The following is an 18,201-nucleotide window of genomic DNA, read 5'->3' on the forward strand; positions in this document are numbered from 1 at the left end:
GGCGGTGTGGAGGAGACGGCATGATCCACACACCCCGAAGTGGACGGTGTACCGGGTTATTCAGCGTCAGGCCAGAGCCCGTAACCTGATCGATCCGCTGATGGTGGCCGAGGAGTGTGGGGATGAACACTTTGCCGATGTGATGAGCACGGCCAAACACTGCCCCAGCGCCGACAATCTGGCGGGCTATGCGGAAATGGTCAGCCAGGAGTACCAGCGCAGGCAGTTCGCCGTCACCCTGGATGAAATGCGTCGCGAAATTGGTGCCGCCAACATAGAGCAGGCGGGGCGCGCCATGGACAGCCTGATGAATCGTCTGGCGCTGATCCGCCGTCCCAAGCTGGAGCCGATCCCGGTGGTGCTGGGCGATGTGATGGGGGATTACACCGATACGCTGGAAAAACGCCTGAATAACGGCCTGGAGTCCGACACCGTCAAGTTGGGGATTGCGCCGCTGGATGCGGTGACCGGCGGGGTGAATCCGCAGGATTTGATCATCATCGCTGGTCGGCCGGGGATGGGGAAAACATCGCTGGCCATGCGTATTGCCACGTCGGTGGCCGCCCGCACGTTACCCGGCACCTCACAGCGGCGCGGGGTGCTGATCTTCAGCCTGGAGATGGGCGCGCAGCAGCTGGCCGAGCGAGGCATTGCTGCGGCCGGTGGGCTGGCGGTGTCGGTGCTGCGTAATCCGACCCTGCTGGATGACGAGGGCTGGGGGCGGGTATCGCAGGGTGTCGCGGCGCTGGATGGGCTGGATCTCTGGATCGTCGATACCGCCCGTTTGAGCGTGGAGAAAATCCGCGCCATGGCCGAACGGCAAAAGCAGGCACACCCGACGCTGTCGCTGATCCTGGTGGACTATTTGGGGCTGATCGATAAACCGCGCGCCGAGCGCCACGATCTGGCCATCGCGCATATTTCCGGCAGCCTGAAGAGCATGGCGAAAGCGCTGGGGACGCCGGTGATTGCGCTGAGCCAGCTGTCCCGCGAGGTGGAAAAACGCCCCAACAAGCGGCCGGTCAGCGCCGATCTGCGTGACTCCGGCAGCATTGAGCAGGATGCCGACCTGATCGTCATGCTGTACCGCGACGTGATTTATCACCCCGATACGCCGGCCCGGCACCATGCGGAGCTGATCGTCACCAAAAGCCGCTTTGGTCAGGCCGGGGCGGTGATTTACCAGCGTTTTATCAACGGCCATTTTGTGGAGTGCGACCAGGACGAGGCGCGGCGGCTGTGTACCCCGATGGATCAACCGCCGCTGGCATCGCGTTACCGCGGCGCCAGGGTGTGAGCGCTGATGAGACAGGGAGGAGAGACGATGGACGTGAAACCGGATGTCAGTTTTCAAGAGCGCGCCAGCATCAACAACGGGCTGCGGGCGCTGAGCCGTGAGCGGGGCTGCGTTGGCGGCAGTACCCAGATGAGCCGCGTGATCATCGTCGCCGCCGGCGCCGATTGGCACACGCTGCGCGGCCTGGAGCGTCGCCTGCTGCAGCTGTTCCCGCGGGAGGGGGATACTCAGGCGGCCATCAGCGCCCGGCTGCGGCAGGTCAGCGTGCTGCGCCACGGGCTGGTCAAGCAGGTGTGCAAGGTGCGCAATCCCGACAGCGGGAAAACGGTCTGGTTTTACCGCCTGGTGCCCGCCCGCCGCGACGGGGGTGTGTGATGGTGAAATTTTCGCCTGCGCGCCACGCTGCGGCGTTTTTAGGATATCAGCCATACTGACCCACGGCGTTGCTGTTCAATCGGCTTCTGAGCTGTGCTGAGGCGATTTTATGAGCAGCGTGCAGGGCAAGTCGCCGCGCCGCCATAAAGCCGAGGCGCTGGGCGTGCTGCTGCCGGGCGGCGGGATCCGCTATGCCACCGATCACGATCGTGACGTGATGCGGGCGGTGCCGGTCGGTACGCCGATTGCGCTGCAGCCGGTGGGCGATCGGCGCAACCTGAAGCACCACCGCAAATTTTTTAAGCTGCTGGCGCTGGGGATGCAGTACTGGGTTCCGGCGTGGGAGTTTGTCAGCCGTTCGGAAAGCTGGGTCGCCCATGCGGTGGCGCGGCGCATTGCCGAGGCGGCCGCCGATCCGGCGCTGTATGACAGCGTGACGCGGGAGATAGCCCAGGGGGTGCTGGCCCGGCTGGCGGAGAAGCGGCGCGGGCTGTTCGATGCCGAGGTGCTCAAAACCGAGGAGGCCTACCTGAACCATGTGATGACCCAGGCCGGCTTCTGTGATGTGAAGCCGGCGCCGGATGGTGGCGCCTTTCGCCAGCGCTGGAGCATTGCCTTTGCCAATATGGATCAGGCGACCTTTGACAGTATCTATCGCGGGGTGGCTGGGGTGATTTGGAATGAGACCCTGAGCCAGCATTTTGCCAGCGAGGCGGAGATGGCGCTGGCGGTGGATCAGCTGATGGCGTTTTAGTGATGAAAAAATCAGGCGCGTTTCGCAGCCGGGCGTGGCGGGAGTCGGCCCGGGGGCAGGGGTGTACCCTGCAAATTCCTGGGATTTGCAACGGTGATCCGCAGACGGTGGTGCTGTGCCATCTGCCTAGCCCGATGCATGGCATGGGGTACAAGTCGGATGATTTCTGGGCGGTGTATGGCTGTTCGGCCTGCCACGATGTGTTGGATGGCCGGGCACCCTATGACTGGCGACCCGGCGAGCGAGAGGAGGTGATGCTGGCGGCGCTGTATTGGACGCTGAGGGGGAGGCTGGGTATAGAGCTGTTTCAAATTAGCTGTTAAATCAACTTAACATTGATAGGTAAAAACATTCATTACATTCTATAGTAGCCGTATGTTAGCACTAACACCTACATCTAGTATCTTATGAAGGTATGGGAGGGATCATCTTGGGATGTGTACTTCTAGCTCTGTTGACATCAGGTAACCATCGTGTACATTTACCAGCAACTGAGCCCGGCCCCCTGGCTTGACCCCGTCTTAGATGGGAGATAGTTATGGTCGGGCCTTCTTATATTCAAAAGTAGGGAAACTTTTGCATGGCTGAGCCGGTGAAGGTTCATAAAGAGTATGATGAACTTATCGATTTGCTACTCTCGCGTGGGATGTCAGTGCCTGATCGAGATCATGCTATTAAAAAAATTTCTCAGGTAGGTTACTACCGTCTTTCAGGTTTCTGGTACCTATGTAGGATTCCGCATATAACACCTGATAATATCAGAACTAGAATAGATAATGTCCGCCCTGGTACTGATTTTCGGGCAGTATACGATCTTTATTTGTTCGATAAGAGAATGCGCTTATTGATGATGAATGCTTTGGAGCGAATTGAAGTTTATGTTCGCTCTGTGATTGCACATGAGCTTGGTAAGATTTCACCTCTTGCATATCTTGATGATTCTTTGATAAACCCTAAACATCTTAGAACTCGTTCCAATGGGCGCTGTAGTGCTAGGGATGAGTGGCTTAATAAGCATAGAAATGAAATAGCTAAAAGTCGTGAAGACTTTATTAAGTGGCATGAAAATAAGTATGATGGTGTTCCATTCTGGGTTGCTATCGAGGTATGGGACTTTGGGTTGATGTCAAAATATTATGCGATGTTAAAGGATGGTTATCGTAATCGAATACTGTCTAGGCTAGGTATCGCTGCTGGTAATGGTGCTATCTTCCAAAATTGGCTAAGTGCTATGAATGTGCTTAGAAATCGTTGTGCTCATCATTCACGCATATGGAATAAAGTTAATGAGCCAAAATTGATGCCATTACCAAATTACCCATACTTTGAGCGATTGAGTATGAATGATGATGCCTACGAAAGAATGTATGGGATGATAGCTGTGCTATGGTTTTTGGTGAAAAAAATCGGCCCTGGCTCAAAATGGATTAGAAATATTGCCGATCTTATTGATAATGATAAACCTCGTTTGCCTGGGTGTAATTTAACCGCTATGGGGCTCCCTAATAATAATGGATTCCCTCGATCTTTATTTGATATCGATTAGTTGTATTTCAGTAAGTTAGATGGATATCACTAAATGACCTGTGTTCCGGTCGTTTCAGGAGGCCAGTACCTTCATCAGTGGTGATCCTAGTGATGAGAGTGAGTATCCCCCCGCTCTGAAGGGCGGCGCTTGACGGCGCACAGTAAGCCCTTAACCGAGCTGTGCGTTATTTTCCCGCACGATAGCCAAAATCGCGCCGCTGATTGCCACATAGCCAGCAGCCTGGTTTTATTGGCCTTGATATGTGACTCGGTCAGTTTCCTATTAAACACCCCCACAGGCGTGGGGAAGACTTTCATAGCGTACTCTCCCAACCTTCCGGGCTAGAAACACCCCCACAGGCGTGGGGAAAACAGCGTTCCAGCAGCGCTACGGCCCAGAATAAAGGAAACACCCCCACAGGCGTGGGGAAAACTCCTCAAGCTGGACCTGTCCGGGCTGGCTGGTAGGAAACACCCCCACAGGCGTGGGGAAAACTCGATGCTGCACAGTGCTCTATCTACGCAGTCAGAAACACCCCCACAGGCGTGGGGAAAACTTACCGAAAAATACAACGTCGAATACATCGGCAGAAACACCCCCACAGGCGTGGGGAAAACGAGCCATACACCGGGAACACGTTTTCATAGCCAGAAACACCCCCACAGGCGTGGGGAAAACATGGGAAAGAGTTGGCGGCATCAGGGACAATCGGAAACACCCCCACAGGCGTGGGGAAAACCGGGAAGCATCTGGCGGTGCCACCGATAAGACAGAAACACCCCCACAGGCGTGGGGAAAACTCTACGTTGCCCGCTGCCAGGGCTAAGGCCGAAGAAACACCCCCACAGGCGTGGGGAAAACCTGGTCAAGAGAATGCGGCGGCCATTGAAGGCAGAAACACCCCCACAGGCGTGGGGAAAACCCGCTTCAGTCTTTGTCATGTACCGATGCAGGGGAAACACCCCCACAGGCGTGGGGAAAACCCCGATACGGTGGAAACCCTCGACTTTGAAACGGAAACACCCCCACAGGCGTGGGGAAAACTAGGTGCTCTGTGATCATTAATGGACTTACGGGGGAAACACCCCCACAGGCGTGGGGAAAACTCACAGACCCAGCGTTCTACCGCTTCATAGTCCAGAAACACCCCCACAGGCGTGGGGAAAACCCCATTATATTGTTAAAGAACATACTAAACCAGCTACAGATTGTGGTTGGTTTACTGGTCGAATAGCCAGATGGGGCTCTGTATGGTCAGGCTAGAATGATTCATTGAATTCCTATGATTTGTAAGTAAAGTATCATAAATCGAAATTAGTTTTACCCGCGATGCCGGGAGTATAGTCCGCTCAGGTGCTGAACACACCTTACGTAGCGGCCTCCGCACCCGACAGCAATGCGGTTTTTTTTGTGTCCATACTTTCAGATATGGCCGGGTAGCGAGCAGACCATACAACACCCGTAAGGGAAAAACTGCTGGCCGACTACGTACGGTGTTCAAGTACCCGACCGCCCTGCTGAACACAGGGTAAATTTGAACATATACGTAGGACACAGAAAAATGACTCATCGGCTTTCTGTACACACCCCCAGTGTAACCATTCACGATGGCAAAGCTGTTACCACCTCTCAGGCTGTAGCCGAGTACTTCATCAAGCGCCACGACAACGTGCTTCGGTCAATTGACTCTCTGGAATGTTCGCCTGAATTTCGTCTCCTCAATTTTAAGGAGACGTCCTACCAACGCGAAAATCCTAATGGCGGTACAGGTATCGGCACTAAATACTACCAAATGACCAAAGACGGCTTTGTCTTTCTGGTCATGGGTTTCACCGGCAAGAAGGCTGCCGCGTTCAAAGAGGCCTACATCGCCGAGTTCAACCGCATGGAGAGGCAACTGCTCACCCGCCAGCAGGGCGCGTACTCAACCCCGAAGCCACTGCCGCTCTCCGACGGGGAGATAAAAACCCTGAAATGGCTGATCGACTCCATCGTTAACCCGTTCCGGTTCCGCGCCGCCTGGAATCAGGGCGTCTGGTACGCGCTGCGTCAGGCCACCGGCGTGCCATCCCCATATCCCTTTACCGTCGCCGATTTGCCCGCACTGGTAAGAGAGCTGCAACGCATCATGGAAATCGGCCATGAAACTCGCAGCCTGCTCCAACAGCTGGAAAAGCAGGTACTACAGCAGGTGGTGCGTAATCGTGGTGAACTCCGCCCGGTATTGAACCATATTCAGCATGAGTTCCGTCAGCTGAGTCTGTTAGAGGAGACTCGCTCCCGATTGAACAACGTCGAGCGGCAAAGCCTGGCCCGGCTAGAGCGGCGGGCAGGGTAGCCTGGGGCGCCCGGTGGGGAGGACTGCCGGGCGTGATAGTAAATGAATAGGGTGATAATCATTTGAGTTTGGCTGTTTCATGCTTTAGTTTTAGATCTAGCCTCTAAAACTGGAGTATTACATGAAAGAGCAATTTATTTTCTTGCGTGGTTTTTTTTCTGCGATTGCTGGCTTTTTAGCCATAGTTTCTTTAACAATAGCAGTGTTGCCTAATAGCGACTATGCATTAAAAATGGCATTTGTAACTTCAGTAGCAGGATTAGGTCTTTTTGGTTCTTCCGCAGCGATTCTGTCATACAATATCAGCATTGTTAGCTCGCCTAACGCCACTAAAATACATTGGTTCTTAGCCAAGCAGCTTTATAGACGGTGCTTTAAAGATCAAGGTATGATTCGTATGTTTTGTATGGCATATTTCTACCTTGCTCTTCTGTTTTTCTTTTTTTTGGATCATGTTTTTGGTTGGTCTATTTTTGATGATGGCTATATTTCAAAAAACATTTTCTCTCTGGTTTTTTCATGTTTCTTGATTATAGCGTTTGTGGTTGTGTCTATAGTGGCGGTTATTAGTCCAACAATGTGTATTTACAAGGTGAATAAAAAAGTGAAAAATCGATATGGATTTACAGGGCTCTGAAAATATCGGGCGTTTTTAATGTTATTTAATTGATATTCCCATGCTTTTAAATAGGATAAACCAGACTCTCCCATGGAGGATCGGGTTTATGCCTATCGCCATCGAACAACTGATCAAGATGTTTGACCCGCGCAGCGTCAGCGCAGAATGCTTGCACCTGATCCGGGCGGTGCCAGGGATCACCCGGGAGCAAATCCTGGGCGCGTTTGCAGCGGTGGCGCAGCGCCATCCGCTCGGCTTCGATTTGCTGCTGGCCCGCTACCGGGAAGATCGTCAGGCCGAGCAGCGCGCGCGGCGGGCGGCGGCTGATAGGGTGTGCCGGAGCCCACATCCCCCTTATGGTACCGCCGTCTGCCAGCTGACCGTCACCGTGGCACTGGGGCGGACGCTGCCCGCCCAGCGGGTGGTATTGGCGGCGCTGCTGCGCAAACACGGCCCCCGGGCAACGCTGGCAGCCAAGCAGCTGGCCGATATTCAGCGCCAGCAAAAGGGGCTGGAGAAAGCCCGGGTAATGCTGAGTGAGGGTGACTGGCGCTACCAGCGTAATCTGGCGCAGCACGATGCGTTGGCGGGCCGTTCCGTGGCTCTCCGCCGGGCGCTGGCCGACTGGGCCGATGCAGAAGCGGCTCGCTCACCTCATTGCCCACGCTGCCGGGGCAGCGGCCAGCTGTTGCGGCCACAGCCCCATTGCTGTGATACCTGTGGTGGTCGAGGAAAAATCAGCGTGACCGCTGACCATTTCCTGCGTTCGCTAGCGGATGAGGGCATAGTGATAACGCCTGATGTGTGGCGGGCAGAGTACCCGCCATGGGTGAATGATACGCTCAATGGGTTGTATCAGGAGATGCAGCGGGCCGGCGATGCCTTGTCGATACGATTAACGTTAGAGAGGCAGGCGGTGGCATGAAGAGATTGCCAATGGCTAATAAGTGAGCTATCTTCGGAAAGATGACCAAGCTATGTTTATCGCCGATTAATCGCGGCATGCTTCGATAAATATCATCTCTATCCGGTATCGCTTTATCTTTCACTTTACTGTGAATTGATAAATCTGTGTGATGGCTCCTGTTTTATATATTGACGCCACTTAAATTTATTGTTTAGTTAACTCCACGCGTCTTTTTAACGTCATGGGGTTATATGAAAGCACCGTCAGAATGCGTTTATGGAAAAATCGCTGGAGAGGCCTATCGCCTCGCGCGTGATGGCATGCCACCGACTCAAGCCTGGGATAAGGCGGTGGTCGGGAAAGATAAACCGTGTCCTCAGGCGGCATTTCTGGGGCTGTGTGAGGCGGGGTATTTGAAGAATATTCCTGCGGGCTCTTATCAGAAGAGCGACTCAAAAAATGCACGCTATGCGACTGTCGCGGCCAATTATTTATTGGCTCATAGAATTATCGCTAATGATGTTACCCCTAGTGCATTATGGAAAGTGGCATTGGCGAATGAGGTTAACCCGCCGAGGACGTATAACAGCCAAATGCATATCGTGCTGACACTATGGGAAGCCGGAGTAATTCAATCTCCGCCGCGGTGAGTATGAGGCGTGCTTAACCTCGGCTTGCCTGGTGGCTAAAAGTTGCACAGTGCGACAAAATGTCGCATGCTATGTATGCGCTGTGATAGCGTGTAACCACCGAGAGGCACCGCAAAATGGCAACGAGTGTTCGTTTGGATGATGAGTTTGTCAACGACGCTAAGATCCATGCCGATGCTGAGAGCCGTAGCGTCCCTAAGCAGATTGAGCATTGGGCCAGGATTGGCCGGATAGCCGAGGAGAATCCGGACTTACCTTACAGTTTTATCCGTGAGGTGTTGCTGGCACAGGGTGAGGTCAACAATCAGAAGGTGACGCGCTATGTCCGCAGGACCAAACGCCAGTGAGATAGCGGTTTCTCAAAGCCGGCGCTTTGAGAAAGCACTGGATAAGCTCCCTGAATCACAATTAGCGCGGGTCGAAGACGAGATCGATAAGATTATCGCCGACCCCGAGATTGGCGAGCTGAAAAAGGGCGACTTACGGTTTTTGCGCGTGCATAAATTTACGCTGAACAGTCAACTTGTGCTGCTGGGATACAGCTGGCAGTCAATGCGGGTAGCGCTGTATCTATTGACGATCGGGCCCCACGAAAACTTTTACCGCGAACAGAAGCAGCATCGTAAAGCGGATTTGAAACTCATTGGCTAACGTCGATACATTTTTCCAAATAACAGACCCTGGCATATGCCGGGGTTTTTTTATATCTGAATCACCCCAGCGCGAGGATAACGAGATGGCGAATATGCACCATAACCCGGAAACACTCAGTGAACTGCTGCTGTCCTGGTGGCAGGGCGATACCCCGGTAGGCGGCGTGCTGCTGGCGATTGTGACCGCCGCTGTTCGGGTGACCTATCTGGGTGGGGGATGGAAAAGAACCGCCCTAGAGGGGGCGCTGTGCGGCGCGCTGACGCTGACCGTGGTGGCGACGCTGGACTATTTCAGCCTGCCGAAGTCGCTGACCCCGGCCATCGGCGGTGCGATAGGTTTTATCGGCGTGCAGCAGATCCAGCGTTTTGCGCTGTATATTCTGCAGCGCAAGCTGAGGATGCCGACAGACAAGGAGCGGTAATTATGGCACTGACTAAGGATCAAATTTTCGATGCTCTGCTGGGGCGTGAGGGCGGGTATGTTGATCACCCCCACGACAAGGGCGGGACAACCAACTGGGGGATCACCGAGAAAGTGGCCCGAGCCCACGGCTACACCGGCGATATGCGTAATCTGACGCGGGCGCAGGCGCTGGAAATCTATGAAAGCGACTACTGGTCAGGGCCTCGTTTTGACCTGGTGGCAGACTATTCCGCGCCGGTGGCCGCCGAGCTGCTGGATACTGGGGTGAATATGGGGCCGTCGGTGCCCGGCAAGTGGCTGCAGCGCTGGCTGACCGCCTTTAACGATGGCGGACGCCTGTACCCGGATATCAGCGCCGATGGGATGATTGGGCCACGGACATTGTCGGCGCTGCGTGCCTATCTGGATGCCCGAGGCGCGGAGGGGGAGCTGGTGCTGCTGCGGGCACTGAACTGCAGTCAGGGCGATCGTTATCTGGCGCTGGCCGAGCAGCGGGTGCAGAACGAGTCATTTCTGTATGGCTGGGTACGCGAGCGGGTGACGCTGTCTTAACCATCTCTGAAATATATCCAAGAGCCTCGGCTATGCCGGGGCTGTTTTATATCTGCGTATCGCAACGCATATCACCAAGAGCCTTTCAGGATGAGCCTTGAGGAGCCGGCTGGCTGTCGGAGCCTTCTTGGGGCCGTCTTCCTGTGCGAACAAGGTTCATCACTAAAAGGTAAAGCCGATATGAACATATCTGTAGCGTCTTTTTATACCGATGCATCAAGTAATCATCATGTCGTTAATGAGTTCGCTGACATTGTTCCTGTTATCAGCGGCCGGATCGGTGAGCGTGAAACCAATATTGTTAGTGCCAGAGCACTGCATGGTGCTTTGGGGGTTGGCCGAGACTTCACCAACAGGATTAAAGGGCGGGTTAGCCAGTATGGCTTCGTGGTCGGAGTTGACTACATCGCTGTTGAAAATTTGAGCTCGCCAAAACGGGCGAGCGCAAAATCTCGTCAGCAGATAGAGCATGATTACTTTTTGACGTTGAATACAGCCAAAGAGCTGGCAATGGTCGAGCGTAGCGAACAAGGTCGCGCTATTCGTCGTTACTTTATCCAGTGTGAAGAGGCGTTACAGCTTACCGTTCCAGAAGTCGCCGCGCGTTATCGTCGCAAGTTAAAGGCTCGTATCGGAGTGGCAAACCTGTTTAAGCCGATGTGCTCTGCGTTGGAATCGGTAAGGGCGGAACAGGGCAAGATGACACAGTCTCACCACTACAGCAATGAAAGTAACATGATCTCCCGCATCGTCCTGGGAGGTCTTACTGCGAAGCAATGGGCAGGCATGAATGGAGTAGTGGGGGATCCTCGCGATTCGATGAATGCCGAGCAGTTAGAGCATCTGTCTTATCTGGAAAGTACTAATATCACTCTGCTGGATATGGGGATGGATTACCCGCAGCGGAAGGCTGAGTTGATCCGGCTGTCTCAGCGCTGGATGGCGCGGCGCCTGGGTTCGTGACGGCTTTTGTTTAATACCACTCCAAAGTGACGGTTAGCAATAAAAACAACGAATCGGAGCATGTCAGGTTACGGCTTTTTTCACCAAGAGGTGCTCATCTCATTGGTATGATGTCTCTTACATTAATGCGGATAGAAATTTAAAAGCTGAAGCGCATTCAGCCAAATTTTTGGCTGAGTATAAAGACAGGACCGGGCGTGACCTATGTTAAGCAATATCTGGAAGCCACTGGCGATCATCTCGCTGGTGGCTTTGTCTTTATGGGGCCTCTCGACCTGGCGCTATGCGGCCGGTTATGCCGCCGGTAAGCGCCTGGCTGAGCAGGCGTGGCAGCTTAAGTGGGAGACGCGCAACCGGGATGAGGAGACCGCCAGGGCAAACCGGGAGCGGGGCGAGCGGGTTGAAGAGCAACGTCGCTGGCAGGCCATGATTAAGGTGAAACAGAATGCGGATCAACAACTGGAACAGATTAAAGCCGATGCTGCTCGCTCTACCGCTGATGTTGAGCGCCTGCGGCGTACGCTTTCTCAATTGCGGCAGCAGTTGGCAGACCGTTCCCCCTGCCGAGTTTCCACCGTTGGTGGAGCCAGCTCGGCAAGCGCCGCTACCGGATTTCTGTTTGCCGACGTGCTCGGCGAATCTCTCCAACGCAATGCAGCGTTGGCAGCCTATGCTGACCGGGCCCGAGCCGCCGGCCTGGCCTGTGAGCGGCTCTATGATGCCGTGACGCAGTCGCGGGCGCAGTGAGGGCTGTGTTTTACGCGTATTTTGTGGCTGTGCTAAAAAAATGCTGACCGTGCGGTCATCGCTAGGATAACCATCATGACAAAACCGGACTGGGCGGCGATTGCAGTGGCGTTCCAGGACGGTGAGCTCTCCCTGCGGGCTATCGGGGCTCAGTACTTCGTATCCGAAGGCGCCATTCGAAAAATGGCCAAAAAACATGGTTGGGTACGCGGTAAAAAAACAGTACGCAAAAAGGTACGCAGGGAGGCAAAAAAGGTACGCAGAAAAAACAGAGAAAAAAATGCGTACCGATAAAAAGTGAGCCTAGACAGGGTGCTGTGACGCGGTACGCAGGTGTGCATCCTGCGATTTCTTCCGGAGAAAAACCAATTCGCGGCTCACGTCACGCGCCGCCCATCCGTCCTTTTCTGCCGCACAATACGGCGGCGGTGACTCATGGAGCCTATGCTCGCCGCATGCTGTGGCCTGATGACATTATGCAGGATGCGCAGTTGCTGCAACTGAACGACGAATTATTGCTGTTGCGGGCGGCCAATTTGACGGCGGCGACGAATATCGGACGCTGGATGACGCAGTTAGAGCAGGCTGAGCCGGAGCTGAGCCAGAACTTGCGCGACAATATCGGGGCGGCAGAGCGCGGTATTTTACGTAATACGGCGCGCATCGAATCGTTGGAGCGAACCTTACGGGTAAATGCCTTGAACGAGGCGACGACCGCTAAGCGTTGGGCGGAGACGCAACGACTGACGGCGGAGAGCAGCGATGCCGATACGCCACTGCGGGAGGTGATTGAGCGGATCCAGGTGAGCCAGCGGGGAGGGCGACTGAATGCCGAGTCCGGCGATGAGTGAACGGGAGCAGCAGGCGTTGGTCCACGGCTATCTGAGCGATCCTTGGTGGCGGTTGGATAACCTGTATCACGTCGTCAATGAGCAAGGGGTACTGGTGCCGTTTCGCATGCGGCCGGCTCAACGCCAGTTATTCCGGGAAATGCACGAAAAAAACCTGATCCTGAAAGCCCATCAGCTGGGATTTTCCACCGCCATCGATCTGTACCTGCTGGATCAGGCGCTGTTCAGCAAAAATGTAAAGTGCGGCATCGTCGCGCAGGATAAGCAGGCGGCGGCAGAGATTTTCCGTACCAAAATCGAGGTACCTTTCGATCATCTGCCTGGGTGGCTGGCGGGCTGTTTTCATGCGGTAAAGCGTCACGGCGGGGCCTCTGGGGGCTACATCGAATTCGCGCACGGCTCCAATATCATGGTGGCCACCTCTTTCCGTTCGGGCACGGTACAGCGGTTGCATATTTCTGAGCATGGAAAAATTTGCGCCAAATATCCGGCGAAGGCGAAAGAGGTGCGTACTGGGTCGCTGAACGCGGTGGCCGAGGGCAGCATTGTGTTTATCGAGTCCACGGCGGAGGGGGTAGGCGGCGATTTTTATGATATGAGCCTGCGGGCGCAGGAGATGGCGCAAAGCCGTTTGCCGCTCTCGTCGCAGGACTATAAGTTTCATTTCTATGCCTGGTGGCAGGATCCCAAGTATGCGGTGGCGGTGCCGCCGGGCGGGCTGCGGCTGAGCCGTCATCACCAGGACTATTTTGCCGACGTTGAGCAGGCGATGCGGATCAGCTTAAGCGATCGGCAAAAATGGTGGTACGTGCGCAAAGAGGCTGAGCAGCAGCAGGAGATGAAGCAGGAGTTTCCCTCTACGCCGCGCGAGGCGTTCCTGACCTCCGGGCGCCGGGTCTTTTCCTCGGCATCCATGCTGCAGGCAGAGGGGCGCTGTGCGCCGCCCGCGTTGGTTTACGACATCGATCCGGTGACCGGGCGTAAAAATAAGATGCAGGCGTTGCGACAGGGCGCCAGCGATGTGCTGCAGCGTCAGCTGCTCAATTATCTGCTGATCTGGGAGCTGCCCGATCCCGATGAGGTGTATGCCATTGGCGCCGATGTGGCGGAGGGGCTGGAGCGGCGCGATCGCAGCAGTCTGGATGTGGTGAAACAGAGCAGCGGAGAGCAGGTGGCGCACTGGGTGGGGTATTTGGATGCCGAGCTGTTTGCCATGCTGTTGGATAACGTCGGCCGCCTGTACGGCATGGCCTATATCGGCGTAGAGCGTAATAACCATGGCCATGCGGTATTACAGAAGCTGCGGGCGCTGTATCCGCCGCGCTATCTGTATAACGAGCAATTCCTCAACCAGGATACCGATGATGAAACCCGCCGGCTGGGGTGGCTGACCACGCGCCAGAGCAAGCCTATCCTGATCGAGGGGCTGAAAACCCTGCTGCGGGAGGCGGCGGACGGACTACGCTGGATTGGCAGCGTGAGCGAGATGAATACCTACGTTTATGACAAAAATGGTGCGATGGGCGCCCAGGCGGGCTGTTATGACGATCAGGTCATGAGCTATGCCTTGGCCCAGGAGATGCGCGTCCGGATGCCGGCGCGCAGACAGCCGGAGCCCATTAAACATCAGCCAGCCCACTGGATGACCCGATGACCGATCCCTTTTCTTCCCCGGATATTTCGACGGCACCCGATCGTCAGGGCCAGTTCACCTTGGCTCAGCTGCTGTCTATCACGGCCGATATTCATCATCAGCCGGATTGGCGTTCGGCGGCCAATAAGGCCTGTGCCTACTATGACGGCGAGCAGCTGCCGCCGGAGCTGATTGCCACGCTGCTGGAGCGCAGTCAGCCGTTGACCATGCATAACCTGATCGCGCCGACGGTAGACGGCGTGCTGGGCATGGAGGCCAAAACCCGCACCGAGCTGATGGTGGTAGCCGATGATCCGCAGCCGGAGTTTGAGGCATTGGCCGAGGCGGTGAATGCCGAGTTCGCCGATGCCTGTCGCCTGGCCAATCTGGGCAAGGCGCGCAGCGATGCCTATGCCGGTATGTTAAAAGCCGGGCTGGAATGGGTGGAGGTGCGGCGCAGCGACAATATCTTTGGGCCGCGCTATAGGGCGGGTACGGTACACTGCAACGAGGTGTATTGGGACTGGCACAGCCGGGAGCCGGATCTGAGCGACTGCCGCTGGCTGCTGCGTCGCCGCTGGATGGATTTGGACGAGGCGCTGGCCACGTTCCCCGCCAAGGCAGCGCCCGTATGGATTGGCGCGGTTTTATCGATACCGGGCTGGCCGAGGGGCTGGATGTCGATCTGGTCGCGGCCTATGAGGAGTATCAGCAGTACAGCCGCAGGGAGCTGGAGTGGTTGAGCAGCGATCGGCAGCGGGTGCTGCTGCAGGTGGTTTACTATCGTAGCTGGGTGACGTTGCCGGTGATGACGTTGGCCAACGGACGCGCCCTTGAGTATCAGGCTGAAAACCCGCTGCACGCCGCGGCACTGGCGATGGGGAGAGTGCAGGTACAGATGGCGCGCAGCAGCCGTATCCGCGAGGCCTGGTTTGTGGGGCCGCACCAGTTGGTGGATAGGCCCTGCACGGCGCCGCAGGGGATGTTTCCGCTGATCCCGTTCTGGGGCTATCGCAAAGATCGCAACGGGGCGCCCTATGGTCTGGTCAGCCGGGCGATACCGGCGCAGGACGAGGTGAATTTCCGGCGGATTAAGCTGACGTTTTTACTGACCGCCAAGCGGGTCATCATGGATGATGATGCGGTGAATATGAGTCGGCAGCAGGTGCAGGAGGAGGTGGCGCGGCCGGATGGACTGATTATTCTGAACCCCGATCGCCGCAATAAGACCACCATCGCCCAGTCGCTGGAGGTGCAGCAGGACTTTCAGGTGGCGCAGCAGCAGTTTCAGGTCATGCAGGACTCCATGAAGCTGATCCAGGATGGCATGGGGGTCTATTCCGCCTTTCTGGGGCAGAACTCTAACGCCACCTCCGGCGTGGCCATCAGTAATCTGGTCGAGCAGGGGGCGACCACCCTGGCCGAGCTGAATGACAACTATCAGTTCGCCTGCCAGCAGGTCGGGCAGCTGCTGTTGGGCTATCTGTTGGAGGATTTGGCACAGGTGCGTAACCACACCATTGTCGTGAACCGTGACGATGCGCGCCGGCGGAAAAGCGTGGCGATCAATGTTGAGGGGCGCGACGGTATGGGTAATGATATTGCCCGTCTGCGCGCCCATATTGCGCTGGCGCCGATCCAGCAGACGCCAGCCTACCGTTCTCAGCTGGCGGAGCGGCTGGGGCAGGTGGTGGCTGGTCTGCCGCCGCAGGTGCAGGCGGCGGTGCTGGATCTGTGGATTTCGCTGCTGGATATTCCCAATAAGAGCGAGTTTGTCGAGCGGATCCGTCAGGCGGTGGGCATGGCCAAGTCAGCCGATGAGATGACGCCGGAGGAGCAGGTGGCGGCCGCCCAGCAGCAGCAGGTGGAGCAGCAACAGCTGGCGCTGGCGATGCGCGAACTGGAGGCCAAGGTGGGTAAACTGGAGGCCGAAGCCCAGCGTGCGGCGGCGTCGGCGCAGCGTGAGCAGGCACAGGCCGAGGGGCAGCGCTTCCATGATATGAAAACACAGGCGGAAACAGGGCAGATTTTGCAGGGAATGCAGCAGGATGCTCAGGTGGCCCGTCAGCAGTTGTTAACCCTTATTGAGCAGCAGATTGCCGCGCTGCCATTGCATTAGGGTAAAAAGTGAGCTAATTTGCGAACGATGACCCGCCTCGCACTTTTTGCGTTTTTTTTGTTTTTGGGTGGCTAACGACTGTCTGCCGCTTGGTACACCTCGTTATCGGCCCGTTTACCGATCGCGATCACCAGCAGGATAATTTCGCTATCGTTGACTTCATAAACTAACCGGTAACCGGAAGAGCGTAATTTTATTTTATAACGGTTAGCGCGCCCACTTAAGCGTGCTGCTGGAACATGTGGGTTTTCCAGGCGTTCGATCAGTTTCTTTTTCAACTGGCTTTGAATCGGCGGCGCCAGTTTTTTCCACTCTTTCAGGGCTCGCTTTTCAAAGCTCAGTTTATAGGTCATCGATATTTACGCTGACAAACTCAGCGTCCTCCAGACGCTCATCGGCGATACGATTAAGTGCCGCATCTTCAGCCAGCTCCAGATAGTAAGCGTAGAGTTCCGGTGGAACGCAGTAAAAGGCCGGCTCATTGCGGTTTAAGATTGCTACGGCATTGCCGTCACCTTCAGCAATGGTACCCATTGGATTGCGTTTCAGGTCGGTAATGCTGGCGGCGGTGGTCGTGAGAATTTGGTATGCCATATGTCTTCTCCTTGTCAGATAGATACACTATAGCGTTTTTATAGACACCTTTAAAGGTGCCTTTAAGCATGCTTTTTATTCAGTGCGCCGTAAAACCCCGTCCTTTAGGGCGGGGAGGATGTCAAGTGCCCTGCTGATAAACCATCATTTTAAGCATCACCTTTCAAAATAATGAGTTGCACACGTCGCAAAGGGCTCTGTTATCGCAGAGCCCTTTTTCGCATGGGCAGCGACACGCCTTTTTCTGTTTCGGATCTATCCGACAAATAGACAGGCAGGAGAGCAATATGGACATCGATGATGCAGATATCGCCGGGAAGACACCGGACGAGCTGGAGGCACTGCTGGCGCAGGCCGGTAGCAATGAGGAGGACGTGTCCGCGGGCGAGGGCGATCCGGAACCGGCGATCGCACCGGACACGCCAGCGTCCGCAGGGGATGTGCCGCCTGAGGCTGCATTGGCATCGCCAGCTGGAGAAGAGCCGCAGGACGCTGCGGTCACCGATCCCGCCGCTAAAGTGGTACTGGGTAAGGATGGCGTACACCATATTCCCTACGATGTACTGCAGGCTGCCAGGGAGCAGGCGCGCCGCAGCGCACAGTCGGCGCAGTCCGCTGCCGAGGAGAACGCGGCGCTGAGGCGTACTCTGGCCTTGTTGCAGCAGCAGGTGAGCCGGGCAGGGATGCAGCCGGTCACCCTCCCGGAAGAGACGCAGATCAGCACCGAGCAGTTGGATAAGGTCCGTGCGGATTTCCGAGAGTGCGGTGACGTTGGATAATCTGGTGAAAGACGACCAGATCCGACTGTTTGAGCTCCCGCCGGGTATGCGTATTAATGCGCTGCAGATCTGCGGCAGCGAACTCAGCGCAGAGAAAACGCTGACGTTCGCTATCCAGTCTCCCTCCTTACTCGATATTGAGCTATTGAGTCTGCCCCTAACGGAGAGGGTATCGGGCGTTTATCCCGTGGCGCCATTGACCATACGTGAGCAGGGTGGGTCGCTGGTGTTGAATGTCGCGAGCGGGGCGGTGAGCGGAAGGCTGAGTGTGCTGGTGCGCTATAGCGTGATCGGCTATTACGTCAACGGGCCCTGCGGGGCCTTTCTCTTTTAGGCGTGAACATGTCTGAGCAAGTTGCAGTGGTCTATATCGGCGCCAAAGCTGAGAAGTGCGATACGGTTAGCGGAAGTCGGCTGG

Annotated in this window: 21 protein-coding genes, 2 pseudogenes and 1 CRISPR repeat array; of the genes and pseudogenes, 21 read left to right on the forward strand and 2 right to left on the reverse strand. The window is 55.8% G+C overall.

The window, feature by feature from the left end; genetic code table 11:
- Positions 1-49 precede the first annotated feature (49 nt).
- The 19 genes and pseudogenes from ETEE_RS16445 to ETEE_RS16520 form a co-directional block, all read left to right on the forward strand.
- Positions 50-1,297, forward strand: a pseudogene (locus tag ETEE_RS16445) (replicative DNA helicase); the annotation flags it as partial.
- A gap of 27 nt (positions 1,298-1,324) precedes the next feature.
- Positions 1,325-1,672 (forward strand): hypothetical protein, encoded by a 348-nt coding sequence (locus ETEE_RS16450; protein WP_034165084.1) that lies wholly within the window; start codon positions 1,325-1,327, stop codon positions 1,670-1,672.
- Positions 1,673-1,781: 109 nt separating this feature from the next.
- Entirely contained in the window at positions 1,782-2,426 is a 645-nt protein-coding gene (locus ETEE_RS16455) for a DUF1367 family protein (RefSeq protein ID WP_034165085.1), read from the forward strand.
- Between the two features lie 2 nt (positions 2,427-2,428).
- Positions 2,429-2,749 (forward strand): nuclease domain-containing protein, encoded by a 321-nt coding sequence (locus tag ETEE_RS16460; RefSeq protein ID WP_034165086.1) that lies wholly within the window; start codon positions 2,429-2,431, stop codon positions 2,747-2,749.
- 257 nt (positions 2,750-3,006) lie between these two features.
- Positions 3,007-3,972, forward strand: a complete 966-nt coding sequence (locus ETEE_RS20465; protein WP_071881930.1) for an Abi family protein — start codon at positions 3,007-3,009, stop codon at positions 3,970-3,972.
- A gap of 265 nt (positions 3,973-4,237) precedes the next feature.
- A CRISPR array of direct repeats spans positions 4,238-5,122; the repeat unit is 28 nt; unit sequence GAAACACCCCCACAGGCGTGGGGAAAAC.
- 393 nt (positions 5,123-5,515) lie between these two features.
- Positions 5,516-6,292 carry a Rha family transcriptional regulator gene (locus ETEE_RS22260; RefSeq protein ID WP_034165087.1) on the forward strand — a complete coding sequence of 259 codons (777 nt, stop codon included), beginning with the start codon at positions 5,516-5,518 and terminating at the stop codon, positions 6,290-6,292.
- Positions 6,293-6,413: 121 nt separating this feature from the next.
- Positions 6,414-6,929: a hypothetical protein gene (locus ETEE_RS16470; RefSeq protein ID WP_034165088.1), complete on the forward strand. Its 516-nt coding sequence runs from the start codon at positions 6,414-6,416 to the stop codon at positions 6,927-6,929.
- An 88-nt stretch (positions 6,930-7,017) separates the two neighbouring features.
- Complete coding sequence (locus ETEE_RS16475; protein ID WP_034165089.1) at positions 7,018-7,836, forward strand: TIGR02642 family protein; 819 nt, start codon at positions 7,018-7,020, stop codon at positions 7,834-7,836.
- Between the two features lie 233 nt (positions 7,837-8,069).
- The gene (locus ETEE_RS21375) at positions 8,070-8,468 is read left to right on the forward strand and encodes a DUF6979 family protein (protein WP_144242831.1); all 399 of its coding nucleotides are present in this window, start codon (positions 8,070-8,072) and stop codon (positions 8,466-8,468) included.
- A 116-nt stretch (positions 8,469-8,584) separates the two neighbouring features.
- Positions 8,585-8,815, forward strand: coding sequence for a ParD-like family protein (locus tag ETEE_RS16480; protein WP_034165090.1), 231 nt, complete (start codon positions 8,585-8,587; stop codon positions 8,813-8,815).
- A complete protein-coding gene (locus tag ETEE_RS16485; RefSeq protein ID WP_034165091.1) occupies positions 8,790-9,119 on the forward strand; it encodes a type II toxin-antitoxin system RelE/ParE family toxin in 330 nt (109 codons plus the stop codon). Before ETEE_RS16480 ends, ETEE_RS16485 begins: the two co-directional genes overlap by 26 nt.
- Positions 9,120-9,204: 85 nt before the next feature.
- The gene (locus tag ETEE_RS16490; RefSeq protein WP_034165092.1) at positions 9,205-9,543 is read left to right on the forward strand and encodes a phage holin, lambda family; all 339 of its coding nucleotides are present in this window, start codon (positions 9,205-9,207) and stop codon (positions 9,541-9,543) included.
- Positions 9,544-9,545: 2 nt separating this feature from the next.
- Positions 9,546-10,097: a glycoside hydrolase family 108 protein gene (locus tag ETEE_RS16495; protein ID WP_081926439.1), complete on the forward strand. Its 552-nt coding sequence runs from the start codon at positions 9,546-9,548 to the stop codon at positions 10,095-10,097.
- Positions 10,098-10,277: 180 nt separating this feature from the next.
- Positions 10,278-11,060, forward strand: a complete 783-nt coding sequence (locus ETEE_RS16500) for an antA/AntB antirepressor family protein (RefSeq protein WP_034172547.1) — start codon at positions 10,278-10,280, stop codon at positions 11,058-11,060.
- 204 nt (positions 11,061-11,264) lie between these two features.
- Entirely contained in the window at positions 11,265-11,807 is a 543-nt protein-coding gene (locus ETEE_RS16505) for a DUF2514 family protein (protein ID WP_034165824.1), read from the forward strand.
- 75 nt (positions 11,808-11,882) lie between these two features.
- A complete protein-coding gene (locus tag ETEE_RS22045; RefSeq protein WP_225865175.1) occupies positions 11,883-12,101 on the forward strand; it encodes a hypothetical protein in 219 nt (72 codons plus the stop codon).
- 161 nt (positions 12,102-12,262) lie between these two features.
- Positions 12,263-12,658, forward strand: a complete 396-nt coding sequence (locus ETEE_RS22050) for a hypothetical protein (protein ID WP_225865176.1) — start codon at positions 12,263-12,265, stop codon at positions 12,656-12,658.
- Complete coding sequence (locus ETEE_RS16515; RefSeq protein WP_049703944.1) at positions 12,651-14,312, forward strand: terminase large subunit; 1,662 nt, start codon at positions 12,651-12,653, stop codon at positions 14,310-14,312. The genes ETEE_RS22050 and ETEE_RS16515 overlap by 8 nt, the downstream gene beginning before the upstream one ends.
- Positions 14,309-16,410, forward strand: a pseudogene (locus ETEE_RS16520) (portal protein). Before ETEE_RS16515 ends, ETEE_RS16520 begins: the two are co-directional and overlap by 4 nt.
- Before the next feature lie 71 nt (positions 16,411-16,481).
- Here ETEE_RS16520 and ETEE_RS16525 read toward each other — a convergent pair.
- Both ETEE_RS16525 and ETEE_RS16530 read right to left on the reverse strand, forming a co-directional pair.
- A complete protein-coding gene (locus ETEE_RS16525) occupies positions 16,482-16,763 on the reverse strand; it encodes a type II toxin-antitoxin system RelE family toxin (protein WP_015871319.1) in 282 nt (93 codons plus the stop codon).
- Complete coding sequence (locus tag ETEE_RS16530; protein WP_015871318.1) at positions 16,753-17,004, reverse strand: type II toxin-antitoxin system Phd/YefM family antitoxin; 252 nt, start codon at positions 17,002-17,004, stop codon at positions 16,753-16,755. The genes ETEE_RS16525 and ETEE_RS16530 overlap by 11 nt, the downstream gene beginning before the upstream one ends.
- Positions 17,005-17,291: 287 nt before the next feature.
- Between ETEE_RS16530 and ETEE_RS16535 the strand changes: the two genes are divergently transcribed.
- On the forward strand, positions 17,292-17,783 hold the full coding sequence (locus tag ETEE_RS16535) for a hypothetical protein (RefSeq protein WP_225865179.1): 492 nt from the start codon (positions 17,292-17,294) through the stop codon (positions 17,781-17,783).
- Positions 17,770-18,117: a hypothetical protein gene (locus tag ETEE_RS16540; protein WP_144242832.1), complete on the forward strand. Its 348-nt coding sequence runs from the start codon at positions 17,770-17,772 to the stop codon at positions 18,115-18,117. The genes ETEE_RS16535 and ETEE_RS16540 overlap by 14 nt, the downstream gene beginning before the upstream one ends.
- The last annotated feature ends 84 nt before the right edge of the window (positions 18,118-18,201 follow it).

It is taken from the genome of Edwardsiella anguillarum ET080813 (assembly GCF_000264765.2).
Classification (GTDB): domain Bacteria; phylum Pseudomonadota; class Gammaproteobacteria; order Enterobacterales; family Enterobacteriaceae; genus Edwardsiella; species Edwardsiella anguillarum.

Coding starts and splice junctions, on each gene's coding strand:
- ETEE_RS16455 (WP_034165085.1), top strand. CDS start 1,782: ATGAGCAGCGTGCAGGGCAAGTCGCCGCGCCGCCATAAAGCCGAGGCG.
- ETEE_RS16495 (WP_081926439.1), top strand. CDS start 9,546: ATGGCACTGACTAAGGATCAAATTTTCGATGCTCTGCTGGGGCGTGAG.
- ETEE_RS21375 (WP_144242831.1), top strand. CDS start 8,070: ATGAAAGCACCGTCAGAATGCGTTTATGGAAAAATCGCTGGAGAGGCC.
- ETEE_RS22260 (WP_034165087.1), top strand. CDS start 5,516: ATGACTCATCGGCTTTCTGTACACACCCCCAGTGTAACCATTCACGAT.
- ETEE_RS20465 (WP_071881930.1), top strand. CDS start 3,007: ATGGCTGAGCCGGTGAAGGTTCATAAAGAGTATGATGAACTTATCGAT.
- ETEE_RS16500 (WP_034172547.1), top strand. CDS start 10,278: ATGAACATATCTGTAGCGTCTTTTTATACCGATGCATCAAGTAATCAT.
- ETEE_RS16480 (WP_034165090.1), top strand. CDS start 8,585: ATGGCAACGAGTGTTCGTTTGGATGATGAGTTTGTCAACGACGCTAAG.
- ETEE_RS16525 (WP_015871319.1), bottom strand. CDS start 16,763: ATGACCTATAAACTGAGCTTTGAAAAGCGAGCCCTGAAAGAGTGGAAA.
- ETEE_RS16460 (WP_034165086.1), top strand. CDS start 2,429: ATGAAAAAATCAGGCGCGTTTCGCAGCCGGGCGTGGCGGGAGTCGGCC.
- ETEE_RS16530 (WP_015871318.1), bottom strand. CDS start 17,004: ATGGCATACCAAATTCTCACGACCACCGCCGCCAGCATTACCGACCTG.
- ETEE_RS16490 (WP_034165092.1), top strand. CDS start 9,205: ATGGCGAATATGCACCATAACCCGGAAACACTCAGTGAACTGCTGCTG.
- ETEE_RS16535 (WP_225865179.1), top strand. CDS start 17,292: ATGGACATCGATGATGCAGATATCGCCGGGAAGACACCGGACGAGCTG.
- ETEE_RS16475 (WP_034165089.1), top strand. CDS start 7,018: ATGCCTATCGCCATCGAACAACTGATCAAGATGTTTGACCCGCGCAGC.
- ETEE_RS16515 (WP_049703944.1), top strand. CDS start 12,651: ATGAGTGAACGGGAGCAGCAGGCGTTGGTCCACGGCTATCTGAGCGAT.
- ETEE_RS22045 (WP_225865175.1), top strand. CDS start 11,883: ATGACAAAACCGGACTGGGCGGCGATTGCAGTGGCGTTCCAGGACGGT.
- ETEE_RS16470 (WP_034165088.1), top strand. CDS start 6,414: ATGAAAGAGCAATTTATTTTCTTGCGTGGTTTTTTTTCTGCGATTGCT.
- ETEE_RS16485 (WP_034165091.1), top strand. CDS start 8,790: ATGTCCGCAGGACCAAACGCCAGTGAGATAGCGGTTTCTCAAAGCCGG.
- ETEE_RS16505 (WP_034165824.1), top strand. CDS start 11,265: ATGTTAAGCAATATCTGGAAGCCACTGGCGATCATCTCGCTGGTGGCT.
- ETEE_RS16450 (WP_034165084.1), top strand. CDS start 1,325: ATGGACGTGAAACCGGATGTCAGTTTTCAAGAGCGCGCCAGCATCAAC.
- ETEE_RS22050 (WP_225865176.1), top strand. CDS start 12,263: ATGCTGTGGCCTGATGACATTATGCAGGATGCGCAGTTGCTGCAACTG.